We start from the raw sequence: 16,050 nt of genomic DNA on the forward strand, positions 1-16,050 counted from the left end.
TTTCCCTACTCCCTCGTCATCAAGATGACGCAGTCGCAGGTCCAAAGTGGTAGTCGGCCTATCATGCCTCATTCCGCTTTTCTTGTGAACCTTCAAAACTGAACGCAAAACGTTAACCGATGAACCGAAGGTTCATCTTCCGTAATTATCCTTAGAAAGGAGGTGATCCAGCCGCACCTTCCGATACGGCTACCTTGTTACGACTTCACCCCAATCATCTGTCCCACCTTCGGCGGCTGGCTCCAAAAGGTTACCTCACCGACTTCGGGTGTTACAAACTCTCGTGGTGTGACGGGCGGTGTGTACAAGGCCCGGGAACGTATTCACCGCGGCATGCTGATCCGCGATTACTAGCGATTCCGGCTTCATGTAGGCGAGTTGCAGCCTACAATCCGAACTGAGAACGGTTTTATGGGATTAGCTCCCCCTCACGGGTTCGCAACCCTTTGTACCGTCCATTGTAGCACGTGTGTAGCCCAGGTCATAAGGGGCATGATGATTTGACGTCATCCCCACCTTCCTCCGGTTTGTCACCGGCAGTCACCTTAGAGTGCCCAACTAAATGCTGGCAACTAAGATCAAGGGTTGCGCTCGTTGCGGGACTTAACCCAACATCTCACGACACGAGCTGACGACAACCATGCACCACCTGTCACCACTGTCCCCGAAGGGAAAAGCATATCTCTATGCCGGTCAGTGGGATGTCAAGACCTGGTAAGGTTCTTCGCGTTGCTTCGAATTAAACCACATGCTCCACCGCTTGTGCGGGCCCCCGTCAATTCCTTTGAGTTTCAGCCTTGCGGCCGTACTCCCCAGGCGGAGTGCTTAATGCGTTAGCTGCAGCACTAAGGGGCGGAAACCCCCTAACACTTAGCACTCATCGTTTACGGCGTGGACTACCAGGGTATCTAATCCTGTTTGCTCCCCACGCTTTCGCGCCTCAGCGTCAGTTACAGACCAGAAAGCCGCCTTCGCCACTGGTGTTCCTCCACATCTCTACGCATTTCACCGCTACACGTGGAATTCCGCTTTCCTCTTCTGCACTCAAGTCCTCCAGTTTCCAATGACCCTCCACGGTTGAGCCGTGGGCTTTCACATCAGACTTAAAGGACCGCCTGCGCGCGCTTTACGCCCAATAATTCCGGACAACGCTTGCCACCTACGTATTACCGCGGCTGCTGGCACGTAGTTAGCCGTGGCTTTCTAATGAGGTACCGTCATAGTAAGGACAGTTACTCCCCTACCTGTTCTTCCCTCACAACAGAGTTTTACGATCCGAAAACCTTCTTCACTCACGCGGCGTTGCTCCATCAGACTTTCGTCCATTGTGGAAGATTCCCTACTGCTGCCTCCCGTAGGAGTCTGGGCCGTGTCTCAGTCCCAGTGTGGCCGATCACCCTCTCAGGTCGGCTACGCATCGTCGCCTTGGTAGGCCGTTACCCTACCAACTAGCTAATGCGCCGCGGGCCCATCCTGTAGTGACAGCCGAGACCGTCTTTCAACTTCAAATCATGAAATTCGAAGGATTATTCGGTATTAGCCCCGGTTTCCCGGAGTTATCCCAATCTACAGGGCAGGTTGCCCACGTGTTACTCACCCGTCCGCCGCTAAAATCAGAAGAAGCAAGCTTCTTCTTCTTTCCGCTCGACTTGCATGTATTAGGCACGCCGCCAGCGTTCGTCCTGAGCCAGGATCAAACTCTCCATCATAGAGAGCATGATTGCTCATGCTGTTTGCTGGCATCTTAATGATGTCCATTTTAAATAGAAACAAAAGTTTCTAAGTTTTGTTTGTGGCTCCGACGGAGGTCGGTTACCGACAAACTGTTATAGTTAACGTTTTGCTGTTCAGTTTTCAAGGTTCATGGTGTCGTCTGTTTTGGCGACTTTCTTATCTTAACAAGGCTGTATAGCAAAGTCAACAGCGTTTTCGAAGTTTTTCATAGTTTAAGTTTTCAAAAAATGATTCTTCCTATTTTCTAATAGACTCAATTCTCCCTCAAAAAGAAAACTCCCACAATATGTGAGAGTTTATCCAAGAATTCTTTCTATATATAGTTGTCTTTTCTTAGAGAGGTCCAAAATTTCTCCTGAATTGGATAAACGAATCATTGGACGTGTCGGTACATTTTGTTGATTAAAAATTACTTCGCCGGTTTCTCCAGATGACAATTCCACTCGAAGTCCTATTGGCAAATCACCTACAATCGAAATCAGCGCTTGAACTACTTGGATATTAAACTTTCCGAATTCATCTTCTCGAATCATTTCCAATACTTTAAAAGGTGATGCCTTTGGACGATAAATTCTTTCAGAAGTCATTGCGTGATAAATATCTGCCACCGCAATTATTTGAGAGACCATGGAAATGTCCTCCATCTTTTCTCCTTTTGGATAACCACTTCCATCAAGACGTTCATGATGCTGTAAAATAGCAAGCTTCATTTCTGGACGAAGTAGGGGAGAATCTTTCACCATTGAGTAACCATAAATAGTGTGTTTTTTTATTTCATTGAATTCCATCTGAGTTAGAGCTTCACTTTTTTCTAAAATTCGATTAGTGATACGCGACATTCCACAATCCGATAATGCTGCTGCTGTGGCTATTTGCATGATTTGGCCGTGATCGTATCCGAGTTTTTTTGCAAGGCTTCCTGCAATAATTCCCAATGCAATCGCATGATGATGTGTATAATCACGAACGGACGACAAATCATTTAACATCGCCACAATTTGACGATGATTCAATACTTTCTCCACAATTGGAATGACAAGTTGACGTATTTTTGACACGTCTACTTTTGCTCCAGATTGCCAATTAGTAAATTCTTTTTTGTAATCAGCGACCGATGACTTATATAGATTTGCTACGTCATGAGCTACCAATTTAAGATTTGGTGTTTCATTTAACTTCGGCTCAGTAGATGATTCTTCTAATTCTGCTTCTTCTTTATTAAATGGATCGCGATTGATAACCGGAACTTCTGTAATATGAAAAGCTCGAAACACATGAAAGTGCTCTCGAGTTATTCTGGTGTCTTTTCTGATCAACGGAAAACTTGTATTGGCAAAAATATCTTCTGCAATTTCATTGCCAAGCTTTAAGTCTGCAACTTTCACGATGAGATGTTCCAAAAGGATGACCACCCTGTCAAGATTTTAAGTTTATTGTAACGGATATTGGTCTTTTTTGTAAGAAATTTTTTTGACTCATTCATTTTTCCTATCACTAGTCTTTCATAATTTCTTCTTTTCAGCGTTTATCATTACAGGTAGGATAAAATCATTGGAAGGAAGGGATGGACTTGAACAAATTTGCATTTCATCCAATGGTATGGACTTTACTACTGGGAACAATGTTTGCACGAGGTGCGAGTTTTATGGCACTTCCATTTTTAGCACTTTATTTATCCAATACACATGGCGTTCATCCAATTCTAATCGGTATTACCATTGGACTCTCGAGATTAACCGGAATGTTCGGAGGATTCATCGGAGGATATTTATCCGATCGCTTCGGAAGAAAAGTGATCATGTTAAGCTCCATATTTATCTGGGCTTTTGTGTATATCGGATTTTCCATTGCCGATCACATTTATGTATTCATGGCACTAAATGCTGTAAACGGCATTTGCCGATCCTTTTTCGAACCATCTTCTCAAGCTTTAATGGCGGATGTAACAACGCAGGAATTGAAAAAAAGAGTCTTTTCTCTACGGTATATGGCAATTAATATCGGCGCAGCTGTTGGTCCCTTGATCGGAGTGTACGTCGCAAAGTATAACTCCACCATGCCTTTCTTTTTAACAGGTTGCATGTATTTACTTTACGCCATCACGTTAGTAATCATGTTCTCCAAGTTTCCTGTTTCACGTGTAACTCCTGTCAATCAATTAAAAATGATGGATGCATTCCAAGCGATTGCCAAAGATCGCGTATTGTTATTATTCATACTTGGTGGAACTTTCATCAGCTTTTCGTATTCACAAATCGATTCGAATTTACCGCAATTTATTGAACAATCGTTTGGAGACGGAATTTCTTTGTTTGCAACGCTCATTGCAATCAATGCCATCATCGTTGTTATTCTTCAATTGCCGCTCGGTCTTCTCTCTGAAAAATGGCCGGTACTTCGAACTGTGATGATTGGTAGTCTACTTTTTGCAATAGGTTTTGGAATGTTTGGATTCGCAAGTACTTTTACCGGCTTAATAGCTGCTATGGTAATTGTCACGATAGGAGAAATCTTCATTTTTCCGAGCACGTCTGTATTTATTGATGCGATTGCTCCAGATGGTAAACGTGGAACCTATTTCGGAGCGAACCAACTGCAGTCACTTGGAGGGTTTGCTGGACCGATGATTGGTGGTGCTATTTTTAGCGGATTTGGTGGAAGCGTCTTGTTTCAATGCATCTTTTTTATCGTTCTTTTCGGTTGTGCTTTTTACGCAATTGGAAATAAAGCCATGCAGAAACGATCGAACGTCGTCTCGATGTAACAGACAAATTCATTTGTTTCCTACTTCCTCAGTTTTAGGAAAATGACGGTGAACGAAGCCTTTTCTCTTTTTTTGCAACCAACTAACACCTATCAAAAAAGCTGCCAAGAGAATGAATAAAATCTCTTGGCAGCTTTTTAATTATTCTTCTGTTTCGTCGTCAGAATCACTTTCTACTGACACTTCTATGTTCTCTTCGAATGAATCGGATGGCGATGACATTCCTTCTTCATCATCCTCTTCTACGTCTTCTTCTTCAGGAGACTTCGCTACTTTCGCAACTGTCGCAACTAATTCTTCGTCACCAAGACGAATCAGACGAACTCCTTGCGTGCTACGTCCTGTTATCGAAATACTACTAACGTCCATACGAATTAGCATGCCGTTAATGGTAATTAACATTAAATCTTCCGTGCCATCAACAGATTTCACCGATGCTAATGCACCAGTTTTATCGGTAATTTGACTCGTTTTAATTCCTACACCGCCACGTGATTGTAAACGATACTCTGCTTCTGGTGTACGTTTTCCATAGCCGTTTTCTGTCACAACAAGTACTTCTTGTCCTTCTTCTAAAATCTCCATGCCGACCACATAATCATCTTCACGTAATCGAATCCCACGGACACCTGAAGCAGTTCGACCCATCGAACGAATATCTGTTTCTTCAAAACGAACGAGCATTCCGTTACGTGTTCCAATGATGATATGTTTGGTTCCATCTGTTAGTTTGACGGAAATGAGCTCATCGTCTTCTCGTAAGGAAATGGAGATTAAGCCGTTTGCACGGATATTGGCGAAATTAGAGACAGACGTCCGTTTTGTTACACCAAGCTTCGTTGTAAAAATAAAATAAGCATCAGCATCAAATTCCGCTACACGGATCATGGCAGTAACTTTTTCCGTTTTTTCCACGCCTAGCAAGTTCACCATTGGTAATCCTTTTGCCGTACGCCCGTACTCTGGAATTTCATATCCTTTTGCACGATACACTTTTCCGGTACTCGTAAAGAAGAGAATCGTATCGTGAGTAGATGTGTACAATAAATGTTCCACGAAATCATCATCGTTCGTTCCCATTCCTTGTACGCCACGGCCTCCACGTTTTTGACTACGATACGTATTAGCAGGTAAACGCTTCACATATCCATTGTGTGTTAACGTCACGACGGAATCTTCTCGAGGAATTAAATCTTCGTCTTCGAGCATTTCAGAACCGCCAGCAGTGATTTCTGTTCGACGCTCATCACTATAACGATCTTTAATTTCTTCTAGTTCTTCGCGAATGATTTGAATCAATTTCGTTTCATCGGCTAATATCGCACGTAGTTCAGCGATTAACTTTTGAAGTTCTGTATACTCTTCTTCAATTTTGTCGCGTTCTAAACCAGTTAAGCGTTGTAAACGCATATCTAAAATAGCTTGTGCCTGGCGTTCCGATAAATTGAATTTTTCCATTAACCCATTTTTCGCTTCTTCTCCTGTTTGAGAAGAACGAATTAACGCGATAATCGCATCAATATGATCAAGTGCAATACGCAAACCTTCTAGAATATGTGCTCGATCTTCCGCTTTTGTTAGTTCGAATTGTGTACGTCGTCGAATCACTACTTTTTGATGCTCTAAATAGTGATACAAAATTTCTTTCAAGCCTAACACTTTTGGTTGACCGTCCACTAATGCGAGCATATTTACACCGAAGCTCGTTTGCAAAGCTGTTTGTTTGTATAGGTTGTTTAACAAGACATTTGCATTGGCATCTTTTCGAACTTCAATAACAATACGCATTCCATTACGATCGGACTCATCTCGAAGATCGGTAATACCTTCGATTTTTTTATCGCGAACAAGTTCCGCAATTTTTTCGATTAACCGTGCTTTATTCACTTGGAAAGGAAGTTCATGCACTAAAATGACTTCTTTTCCGCTTGCTTTTTGTTCAATTTCGACTTTCGCACGCATAATAATCGAACCGCGTCCGCTTTCATACGCACGACGAATTCCGCTTCTACCAAGTATTAATGCCCCTGTTGGGAAGTCCGGTCCAGGAATAATTTCCATTAATTCTTCTGTTGTAATCGCTGGATTATCCGCTAATGCAAGTACCCCTTCAATCGTTTCACCTAAATGATGCGGTGGGATATTTGTTGCCATCCCTACTGCGATACCAGATGTACCATTGACGAGTAAGTTTGGATATCTACTTGGCAGAACGATTGGCTCCCGTTCTTGTCCATCATAGTTATCTTTAAAATCAATCGTATTTTTATTAATATCGCGCAGTAATTCCATCGCGATTTTCGACATACGAGATTCCGTGTAACGCATCGCTGCAGCAGCGTCTCCGTCTACAGAACCAAAGTTCCCGTGTCCATCGACTAACATGTAACGATACGACCAATGTTGCGCCATCCGCACCATCGTGTCATATACCGCTACGTCACCATGCGGGTGATACTTACCAATAACGTCCCCTACAATACGTGCCGATTTCTTATACGGTTTATCTGCTGTATTCCCTAAATCCTGCATTGCATATAAAATTCGACGATGTACTGGTTTTAATCCATCTCGAACGTCTGGTAACGCACGTTGAACAATTACACTCATCGCATAATCCAAAAACGATGTTTTCATTTCCGAACTAATATTAATTCCTTGAACACCTTGAATAGGCATATCTGCCATGTCAGCAACCTCCCCTCAAACAGTTCTTATATATCTAAGTTTTTCACGTAAATTGCATTCTCTTCGATAAATTGACGACGTGGTTCTACTTCGTCTCCCATTAATCGTTCAAATGTTTGGTCTGCGTCTATCGCATCTTCTAAATTTACTTGCAATAACGTACGTACTTCTGGATCCATAGTTGTATCCCATAATTGAGTAGCATCCATTTCTCCAAGTCCTTTATACCGTTGAATAACCGGTTTTGGAACTTTCGGTAATCGCTCTAGTATCGCCTGAAGTTGAGAATCGGAGTAGCAATACTCCACATTCTTTCCTTGCTTCACTTGGAATAAAGGCGGCTGTGCTATATAGACATAACCCGTTTCTATGAGTGGACGCATAAAGCGGAATAAGAACGTTAACAAAAGGGTACGAATATGTGCACCATCTACGTCCGCATCCGTCATAATAATAATTTTGTGGTAGCGTGCTTTTTCTAATTGGAAATCGCCACCGATGCCTGTACCAAGTGCTGTGATAATCGCACGGATTTCTGCATTGGAAAGAATTTTGTCTAAACGTGCTTTTTCCACGTTCAGGATTTTCCCTTTCAACGGCAGAATCGCTTGGAAATGACGATCACGTCCAGATTTTGCAGAACCACCTGCAGAGTCACCCTCTACAATGTAAATTTCGCTTTCCGCTGGATTACGCGACGAACAATCGGCAAGTTTACCAGGTAAACTCGACACTTCTAGTGCTGATTTACGACGAGTGAATTCACGAGCTTTCTTCGCAGCTAAACGCGCACGAGAAGCCATAATTCCTTTTTCCACTACTTTTCGAGCAACTTGAGGATTTTCTAACATGAAACGTTCAAACGCATCTGAGAATAAGGAATTGGTAATCGTGCTTACTTCAGAATTCCCTAGTTTCGTTTTTGTTTGTCCTTCAAATTGAGGATCCGGGTGTTTAACGGATACGATGGCTGTTAAACCTTCTCGCACATCATCCCCTGTTAAATTCGACTCCGCGTCTTTTAGTAAATTATTTTTACGACCGTAATCATTGATGACTCGAGTAAGCGCCATTTTAAAGCCGGACTCATGCGTACCGCCTTCATACGTATTGATATTATTGGCAAATGAAAAGATGTTTGACGCATACCCACTGTTATATTGCAACGCAATCTCGATCGAGATTCCATCTTTTTCACCTTCGATATAAATCGGTTCTTCATGAATCGGTTCTTTTGATTTATTTAAATGCTCGACGTATGACTTGATCCCACCTTCGTAGTGGTAGTTGTTCGTACGTTCGGAGCCTTCACGTTCGTCTTTAATCGTAATGCTTATGCCGCGATTTAAATACGCCAATTCGCGTAAACGATTCGCTAAAATATCGTATTCATATACCGTTGTTTCTTGGAAGATTTGAGGATCTGCTTTAAAACGAACAGTAGATCCAGTTTCTTCTGCTTCTCCAATGACTTGTAATTCTTGCGTCACTGCTCCGCGTTGAAACTTAATCGAATGTAATTTCCCGTCTAGTCTCACATAGACTTCTGTATGTTCGGATAAAGCATTTACAACAGAAGCACCAACACCATGCAAACCACCAGAAACTTTGTAGCCTCCGCCACCGAATTTCCCACCTGCATGCAATACGGTCATAATGACTTCAACGGCAGGACGACCCATTTTTTCGTGCATTCCGACTGGAATTCCACGACCGTTATCTTCGACTTTAATCCAATTATCTTCTTCAATCGTGATGGTAATTTCATCACAAAATCCAGCTAATGCTTCGTCAATTGCATTATCCACAATTTCCCACACTAAATGGTGAAGACCCTTTGAACTTGTTGACCCAATATACATACCAGGACGTTTACGGACTGCTTCCAAACCTTCTAAAACTTGAATCTGATCTGCATCATATGTTGGTAATGTTTTTTCTTCCATTGCCATTTCCGTTCACCTACTCTTCCATCAAGACATTTGACTCTTTAACATGAAATAATTTCGCATTTTGTATAGTCTCATGATCGATTCCATCGACACTAGTGGTAGTGACGAATGTTTGTACATCCCCTTGAATAGTATGTAACAAGTGAGACTGTCGGTAATCATCTAATTCAGAAAGAACATCATCGAGTAGCAAAATCGGGGATTCTCCTACTTCTTGTTTTATGAGCTCAATTTCCGCTAACTTCAAAGATAAAGCAGTTGTGCGTTGCTGCCCCTGCGACCCATACGTTTGGACATCGTAGCCGTTCACTTCGAATTGCAAATCATCTCGGTGAGGACCAACTAACGTAATTCCACGTGCAAGCTCAGCAGTTTGCGTTTGTTTTACTTTTTCTTGCATCATCGCAACCATTTTTTCGGCTGGCAATGAAGCATCCATTCCCGCAATGGTTTTATAATGAATGGTCAATTTTTCCAATTCTCGGGAAATACCGAAATGAATTGGCTCTGCCCATTTTTGCAAAAGCTCCATAAATTCAAACCGTTTTTGAATGACGGTCACTGCAGCCTGACAATATTGCTCGGTATAGACGTCAAACATGACATCATTCACTTGCTGTTTCCCTTGGTGCATTTTTAATAAATGATTTCGTTGTTTCAGTAATTTTTGGAATGTTAAAAGTTCATGCAAATACACCGGCGAAATCTGGCCGATTTCCATATCAAGAAATCGACGTCTAACTTGAGGACTGCCCTTTACCAAGTCTAGATCTTCCGGTGCGAACATGACGACATTCATCTGTCCGATATAATTACTTAAGCGATTTTGTTCAAGATGGTTTACTTTTCCTTTTTTCCCTTTTTTAGAAAGAGTCAATTCGAATGGAAGCACACCATATTTTTTATGAACATTACCTTTTATTTTACCATACTCTTGCTCCCAGCGTATCAATTCTTTATCATTTGACGTTCGATGGGATTTTGCCATTGCAAGTACGTAAATAGATTCCATGACATTTGTTTTCCCTTGCGCATTTTGGCCGATAAATACGTTAATGGACGGCGAAAATTCTAGGGAAAGGGATGTGTAATTTCGATAATTGGATAACTCTAATGATTCAATATACATTTTAATTCGTCGTTGACTTAACGATCTTGACGCGACCTACTTCTGGAATCATCACGATATCGCCATCACGCAGTTTTCTGCCTCGACGATCGTCTTTTTCTCCATTTACAAAAACCTCGTACTCACTTAGGAAAAATTTTGCCATCCCACCTGAACTGATTGCATCCGTTAGCTTCAGTGCCTGACCAAGCGTAATATATTCTGTATCTATCACTAATTCTTGCAAAATGTCATCCATCCTCTTCTCCATTGTCTATCCCTCCATTTTACTTCATTTCTCTAAATAAGTAAAAAGAGGACAAACTAACGGTCTCGTTAGCTGCCCTCTGGTTGTTGGAAAAATATTAGTATGTTCGAACCGGTAAAATTAATTGTAAATTTGTCTCGTCATGCACCGATTTTAAAATGAATGGACGCATGGCACCTGCAAATTGAATTTTCACTTCACTAGCATCAATGGCTTTCAACGCATCCATCATGTATTTTGCACTAAAGGATAGTTTAAGCTCTTCCCCTTCGATACTTTCAGCAGCTACTTCTTCTTCTACTTTCCCGATTTCTGGTGAACTAGAGGAAATTTCCACAACGTTCCCATCAAGTGATGTGAAACGAACGATGTTGTTACGTTCTTCACGAGAAAGTAAGGATGCTCGATCAATGGCAGAAAGTAGTGCACGCGAATTGATGATAACATCGGTTTTAAATTCGGCAGGAATTAAGCGAGATGTGTCCGGATAATTGCCTTCCAACAAGCGAGAGTAAAATAATACATCCCCTGATTTGAATAAGACAAGTTGTTTTGTCATGACGATTTCCACATCATCTGTAGAATCACCTATGATTTTACTTAACTCATTCAAGCTTTTTCCAGGAATCACCACGCTATACGATTCAGCTGGCAAAGCAGGCAAGGTTGTTTTTCGTCTAGCTAAACGATGCGAGTCTGTTGCAACACATACGAGGTCTCCATCTTTTGCTAGCCAATGAACACCTGTTAATACTGGACGACTCTCTTGTGTAGATACTGCAAAGACAGTTTCACGAATAATAGAGCGTAAGAGATCTGCTGGAATGGTAAACTTTTGATCCTCTTGCACCTCTGGTAATAAAGGATAATCAGACGAATTTAAGCCTAATAAATCAAATTCTGATTTACCAGAGCGGATTAACGTATGATGTTGTTCCCGTACTTCGATTTCCACGTCACTTGTAGGCAGTTTACGGATAATTTCATGAAAAACTTTCGCTTGTAATACAATCGATCCTTCTTCAATTATTCGAATAACTTGGTCTCCATCTACTTCTGTTGGAATAAACGTTTGGATCGTAATGTCCGAATCACTTCCGGTCATTTTTAAACCTGATTCGTTTAAGTCCAATTTTATACCAGTCAAAATAGGAGTGGTTGTTTTTTGGGAAACAGCTTTCATGACATCATTTAGTGCCATCATCAAGTGATCTCGCATGATTTCAAATTTCATTTCATTACCTCGCTTATATATTATTAATTAATTAAAAGAATAATAGATATAGTAATAGGGCCTGTGGATATGTGCATAAGTGCCTTTTTTGTTACAGTCTGTAGTTATCCACATGTGTATGACCTGTGGGAAAAGTAGGCGCTTCTACTACCACTTATCCACAGTTTTTAGGACTTACCTAATGCGCTTTTAATCTCTTTTAAGTCTTGTTGCAGGACTTGATCCTCTTTTAACATCGTGGAAATTTTCTCGTGGGCATGAATCACCGTCGTATGATCACGGCCTCCAAACTCTTCTCCAATTTTCGGTAAAGAAAAGGATGTTAATTCTCGAGATAAGTACATCGCGATTTGACGAGGAAATGCAATCGATTTTGTTCGTTTCTTCGCTGTAAAATCTTCCAATCGTACATTAAAGTGCTCACCGACTGTTTTTTGAATGTCCAAAATAGTAATCATTCGAGGTTTCGAATTTGGCATAATATCCTTTAATGCTTCCGCTGCCAACTCCGCACTCATATCTTTATTTACCAACGACGAATAAGCCACAACACGTATTAACGCTCCTTCAAGCTCCCGAATATTGGAATCAATGGAATTGGCAATATATGCCATTACATCATTTGAGATATCCAATCCATCTGCGCGTGCTTTTTTGCGAAGAATCGCAATACGGGTTTCCAAGTCTGGAGGCGTAATATCGGTTATTAATCCCCATTCAAAACGAGAACGAAGTCGATCCTCTAGTGTCGGTATTTCTTTCGGAGGACGGTCACTTGAAATGACAATTTGTTTGGATTCCTCATGTAGCGTATTAAACGTATGGAAAAATTCTTCTTGTGTTTGTTCTTTTCCAGCTAGGAACTGAATATCATCTATTAACAGCACGTCTACGCTCCGGTATTTATTGCGGAAATCGACGGTTTGATTGTCTCGAATCGAGTTAATGAATTCATTTGTAAATTTTTCAGATGACAAATATACCACTTTTGCATTTGGATTGTGATCCTGTACATAGTGACCAATTGCATGCATTAAATGGGTTTTTCCGAGTCCAACACCACCATAGATAAAAAGTGGATTGTAAGCTTTTGCTGGTGCTTCTGCTACTGCAAGCGATGCAGCATGTGCAAAACGATTTCCGGAACCAATTACGAATGTATCAAATGTGTACTTAGAGTTAAGCATTCCTGGTGAGAATTCAGGTTGATCATCATTGTTTGACTGCAGAATTGGTTTTGGTGGGGCGAAATCTTCTTCCCCTTGATCCTTCTGTACGACGAATTTTATCGATAAGGATTCTCCTGTCATTTCGGTTAATATTCCGGACAATAGATGAATATAATGAGTATCTAACCAATCTCTCGCAAATGAATTCGGGGCAGCAATGGTTACCGTATCCCCTTGATAACTAAGCATTTTTGTCGATTTGAGCCATGTTTCATAACTTGGTTTGGAAATTTTTTGCTCAATTTGAGCAAGCACGCCAGACCAAAGATCTTCTAAATGTTCCAACGTAAAATCTCCTTTTGTATGTATATACATTTTTTATTCACGAGGCTTGTGCACAAAATCACAGCATGTGGATAAGTAATATTAAGAGGCAGTGTATAAACTATCCACACGCTATTCACAAATGTGGATAAGCATACAACAGCCGTACGGTCTTTTTCAAGTAAAACACAGTTATCGTATCAAAAAAACCTAGATATGACAAGACTTCTCTTTAGTTATCCACATAATCCTTTTTTTGCACAAAAACCTTATCCACAGGCTGTTTAGTTGTGCAAAAGCTGTCTATAAACGCTGTGAATAAATTTTTTTGGCAAAAACGCGCAGAACAAATGTTACACACAATTTCGGAAAAACTGTGGACAAGTCATTGGATAGAAGGGCCAAAGTTGATCAAGTAGATTTTCAAGAAAGCATTGACAATGACTAGACATGCCCCTTATAATAGGCAAGACTGTCTAAAGAGATAAAATTTAAGTCAGCTAAACCTGGAGGTGTCATATAGATGAAACGCACATACCAACCTAATAAACGTAAACACAGTAAAGTACACGGATTCCGTGCACGTATGAGTACGAAAAACGGTCGCCGCGTATTAGCAGCTCGCCGTCGTAAAGGAAGAAAAGTATTATCAGCTTAAGTCCACTGATCACCATCAGTGGTCTTTTTTTTCATTAATTTCTCTAAAAAAGATGAAAAAAGCAGGTAGAAGGATAGAAATTTTAGTAGGTGAGTTATGAAAAAACAACAACGAGTGAAAAAGAATGAAGAATTTCAAAAAATATTTAAAAAAGGCACGTCTTTTGCGAATCGTCAATTTGTTGTGTACTTTTTAGCAAAACCAAATCAATCGGAATTTCGCGTTGGACTTTCCGTTAGTAAAAAGCTTGGGAATGCTGTCACGCGGAACCGGATTAAACGGTACTTGCGACAATCCCTTTTAGAACTTAGCGATTCTATTAAACCTTCGTACGACTATGTTATTATCGCCAGACAACCGGCGTCCAAATTAGATTTCCATGAAACAAAGAAAAGTTTGCAGCACGTATTAAAAGTAGCTAAAATGATTCACAAGGATTCGATTTCTTAGGAGTTGTGGGGGATATTTTGTTGAAAAAGCATCTAGGTCTTATTCTATTAGTTATTTCTGTAACACTTTTACTATCGGGTTGTTCGGAATACAACCAACCAATCTATGATTCAAGTAATGGGTTTTGGAATGAGTATATTGTGTGGCCACTCGTTTCCTTCATCACATTATTCAAAGATTTTCTAGGAACGTACGGATTGGGAATCGTCGCTGTAACAATCATCATTCGTTTAGCGATTCTTCCATTAATGATCAAACAAACGAAAAGCTCCAAAAAAATGCAAGAAGTTCAACCAGAACTGAAACGATTAAAAGAAAAGTACAGTTCAAAAGACGCAACAACACAAAAGAAATATCAAGAAGAAATGATGGCGTTATTTAAAGAAAAAGGCGTCAATCCTGCTTCTGGATGTTTACCACTTGTCATTCAGATGCCGATTTTAATTGGGTTTTACCATGCGATTAGTCGAATGAATGTGACTCCTGAAATTGACTTAGGTACTTTTTTAGGACTTCCACTTGCAGAGCCGAGCATTGTGTTCGCTATTATTGCAGGATTAATGCAGTTTGTTGTTCTACGTACAGGTCCAGCGATGGATAATCCGCAAATGAAAATCATGATGTACATTATGCCATTCATGATCGTCGGATTCGGATTGTATTTGCCATTTGCATTGACGCTTTACTGGGTAATTGGAAATATTATTTCCTTGATTCAAAATCTCATCATTTACAAACCATGGGAAAAAAAATCGGTGCAACCTATTAAAAATGGAGGGGCAAAACGATGAAACAGATCACGCAAACAGGAGCAACAAACGAACAAGCGATATCTGAAGCATTAGCCAAGCTTGGTACAACACGAGATCAAGTCACCATTGAAGTAGTTCAAGAAGCAAAAAAAGGTTTTTTAGGAATCGGAGCAAAACCAGCAGAAGTGCTTGTTACGGTAAATGAAATAGAAGAAACTCAAGCTGTAGAGCCTGAACCTGTACGTGAGGAAACGGTTACTGTAGAATCGGTACTTCCGACAGAAGTGAAGCAAGAAACGGTAACAGATGATTCTTCATTTATAGAAGTAGAAGGAAAAGAAAGCACCGAAGAAGATCGAGTTCTTGCGATTAACGAAACGGAAACATACCTTCAAACGATTGCAGAAGGTATGAAAATTGACGATTTAACGGTTCACTCTACGTTGGACGGAAAATACGTACATTTTCAATTGGAAAGTAAAAAAGCAGCGATGCTGATTGGCAAACGTGGGCAAACATTAAATGCCTTGCAGCAACTTTCTCAATTAGTGTTAAACAAATATTCGAAGCAATTTTTAGTTGCGAAAGTAGATGTAGAGAATTACCGAGAGCGTCGACAGGAATCACTCGAACAATTAGCAGAAAGAATGGCGGATAAAGCAATTCGTACAGGGCGCAAAGTAGAGTTCGAACCAATGCCATCTTACGAGCGTAAAGTCATTCACCATGCGTTATCGACACGACTAGACATAGAAACATTCTCTGTTGGTACAGATCCAAATCGATACCTCGTCATTGAGCCATTAAAATAAGCGTGTTACATCGAACCAATTTCCTCGAACTCGGAGAAAATTGGTTCTTTTTTTGTGGCGTTTAAACAAAATTCGGGGTTACGATAGAACGATTCTATTTATCGTATTTTCCTATTCATATGAATTTTTATCGGCAG

General features: G+C 40.7%; 12 protein-coding genes and 1 rRNA gene. 5 read left to right on the top strand and 8 right to left on the bottom strand.

Translation table 11 applies throughout. The annotated features are described in order from the left end of the window. Positions 1-155: 155 nt before the first annotated feature. Positions 156-1,709: ribosomal RNA gene (locus D3873_RS00215) — 16S ribosomal RNA — on the bottom strand. 321 nt (positions 1,710-2,030) lie between these two features. After that, positions 2,031-3,134 carry an HD-GYP domain-containing protein gene (locus tag D3873_RS00220; RefSeq protein ID WP_119882115.1) on the bottom strand — a complete coding sequence of 368 codons (1,104 nt, stop codon included), beginning with the start codon at positions 3,132-3,134 and terminating at the stop codon, positions 2,031-2,033. A gap of 170 nt (positions 3,135-3,304) precedes the next feature. Here D3873_RS00220 and D3873_RS00225 point away from each other — a divergent pair, with 170 nt between their 5' ends. Next, entirely contained in the window at positions 3,305-4,498 is a 1,194-nt protein-coding gene (locus tag D3873_RS00225; RefSeq protein WP_238473793.1) for an MDR family MFS transporter, read from the top strand. A gap of 141 nt (positions 4,499-4,639) precedes the next feature. On the opposite strand, the gene gyrA is transcribed toward D3873_RS00225, so the two are convergent. From gyrA to dnaA, 6 genes are all read right to left on the bottom strand, one after another. Beyond that, the gene (gene gyrA, locus D3873_RS00230; protein WP_119882117.1) at positions 4,640-7,186 is read right to left on the bottom strand and encodes a DNA gyrase subunit A; all 2,547 of its coding nucleotides are present in this window, start codon (positions 7,184-7,186) and stop codon (positions 4,640-4,642) included. 26 nt (positions 7,187-7,212) lie between these two features. After that, entirely contained in the window at positions 7,213-9,138 is a 1,926-nt protein-coding gene (gene gyrB, locus D3873_RS00235) for a DNA topoisomerase (ATP-hydrolyzing) subunit B (protein WP_119882118.1), read from the bottom strand. Positions 9,139-9,148: 10 nt separating this feature from the next. After that, the gene (recF, locus tag D3873_RS00240; RefSeq protein WP_119882119.1) at positions 9,149-10,267 is read right to left on the bottom strand and encodes a DNA replication/repair protein RecF; all 1,119 of its coding nucleotides are present in this window, start codon (positions 10,265-10,267) and stop codon (positions 9,149-9,151) included. A gap of 1 nt (position 10,268) precedes the next feature. Then, complete coding sequence (gene yaaA, locus D3873_RS00245; protein WP_119884433.1) at positions 10,269-10,493, bottom strand: S4 domain-containing protein YaaA; 225 nt, start codon at positions 10,491-10,493, stop codon at positions 10,269-10,271. A 118-nt stretch (positions 10,494-10,611) separates the two neighbouring features. Beyond that, the gene (gene dnaN, locus D3873_RS00250; protein ID WP_119882120.1) at positions 10,612-11,748 is read right to left on the bottom strand and encodes a DNA polymerase III subunit beta; all 1,137 of its coding nucleotides are present in this window, start codon (positions 11,746-11,748) and stop codon (positions 10,612-10,614) included. A gap of 167 nt (positions 11,749-11,915) precedes the next feature. Then, positions 11,916-13,262, bottom strand: a complete 1,347-nt coding sequence (gene dnaA, locus D3873_RS00255; RefSeq protein WP_119882121.1) for a chromosomal replication initiator protein DnaA — start codon at positions 13,260-13,262, stop codon at positions 11,916-11,918. A 502-nt stretch (positions 13,263-13,764) separates the two neighbouring features. Between dnaA and rpmH the strand changes: the two genes are divergently transcribed. The 4 genes from rpmH (at position 13,765) to jag (ending at position 15,913) form a co-directional block, all read left to right on the top strand. Beyond that, a complete protein-coding gene (gene rpmH, locus D3873_RS00260) occupies positions 13,765-13,899 on the top strand; it encodes a 50S ribosomal protein L34 (protein WP_066109727.1) in 135 nt (44 codons plus the stop codon). Positions 13,900-13,995: 96 nt separating this feature from the next. Continuing rightward, complete coding sequence (gene rnpA / locus D3873_RS00265) at positions 13,996-14,349, top strand: ribonuclease P protein component (protein WP_119882122.1); 354 nt, start codon at positions 13,996-13,998, stop codon at positions 14,347-14,349. A 20-nt stretch (positions 14,350-14,369) separates the two neighbouring features. Beyond that, the gene (gene yidC / locus D3873_RS00270) at positions 14,370-15,140 is read left to right on the top strand and encodes a membrane protein insertase YidC (RefSeq protein WP_119882123.1); all 771 of its coding nucleotides are present in this window, start codon (positions 14,370-14,372) and stop codon (positions 15,138-15,140) included. Beyond that, positions 15,137-15,913 carry an RNA-binding cell elongation regulator Jag/EloR gene (jag, locus tag D3873_RS00275; protein ID WP_119882124.1) on the top strand — a complete coding sequence of 259 codons (777 nt, stop codon included), beginning with the start codon at positions 15,137-15,139 and terminating at the stop codon, positions 15,911-15,913. The genes yidC and jag overlap by 4 nt, the downstream gene beginning before the upstream one ends. Positions 15,914-16,050 lie beyond the last annotated feature (137 nt).

The organism is Paenisporosarcina cavernae (assembly GCF_003595195.1).
GTDB classification, from domain to species: domain Bacteria; phylum Bacillota; class Bacilli; order Bacillales_A; family Planococcaceae; genus Paenisporosarcina; species Paenisporosarcina cavernae.

Coding starts and splice junctions, on each gene's coding strand:
- gyrA (WP_119882117.1), bottom strand. CDS start 7,186: ATGGCAGATATGCCTATTCAAGGTGTTCAAGGAATTAATATTAGTTCG.
- gyrB (WP_119882118.1), bottom strand. CDS start 9,138: ATGGCAATGGAAGAAAAAACATTACCAACATATGATGCAGATCAGATT.
- recF (WP_119882119.1), bottom strand. CDS start 10,267: ATGTATATTGAATCATTAGAGTTATCCAATTATCGAAATTACACATCC.
- dnaN (WP_119882120.1), bottom strand. CDS start 11,748: ATGAAATTTGAAATCATGCGAGATCACTTGATGATGGCACTAAATGAT.
- rpmH (WP_066109727.1), top strand. CDS start 13,765: ATGAAACGCACATACCAACCTAATAAACGTAAACACAGTAAAGTACAC.
- rnpA (WP_119882122.1), top strand. CDS start 13,996: ATGAAAAAACAACAACGAGTGAAAAAGAATGAAGAATTTCAAAAAATA.
- jag (WP_119882124.1), top strand. CDS start 15,137: ATGAAACAGATCACGCAAACAGGAGCAACAAACGAACAAGCGATATCT.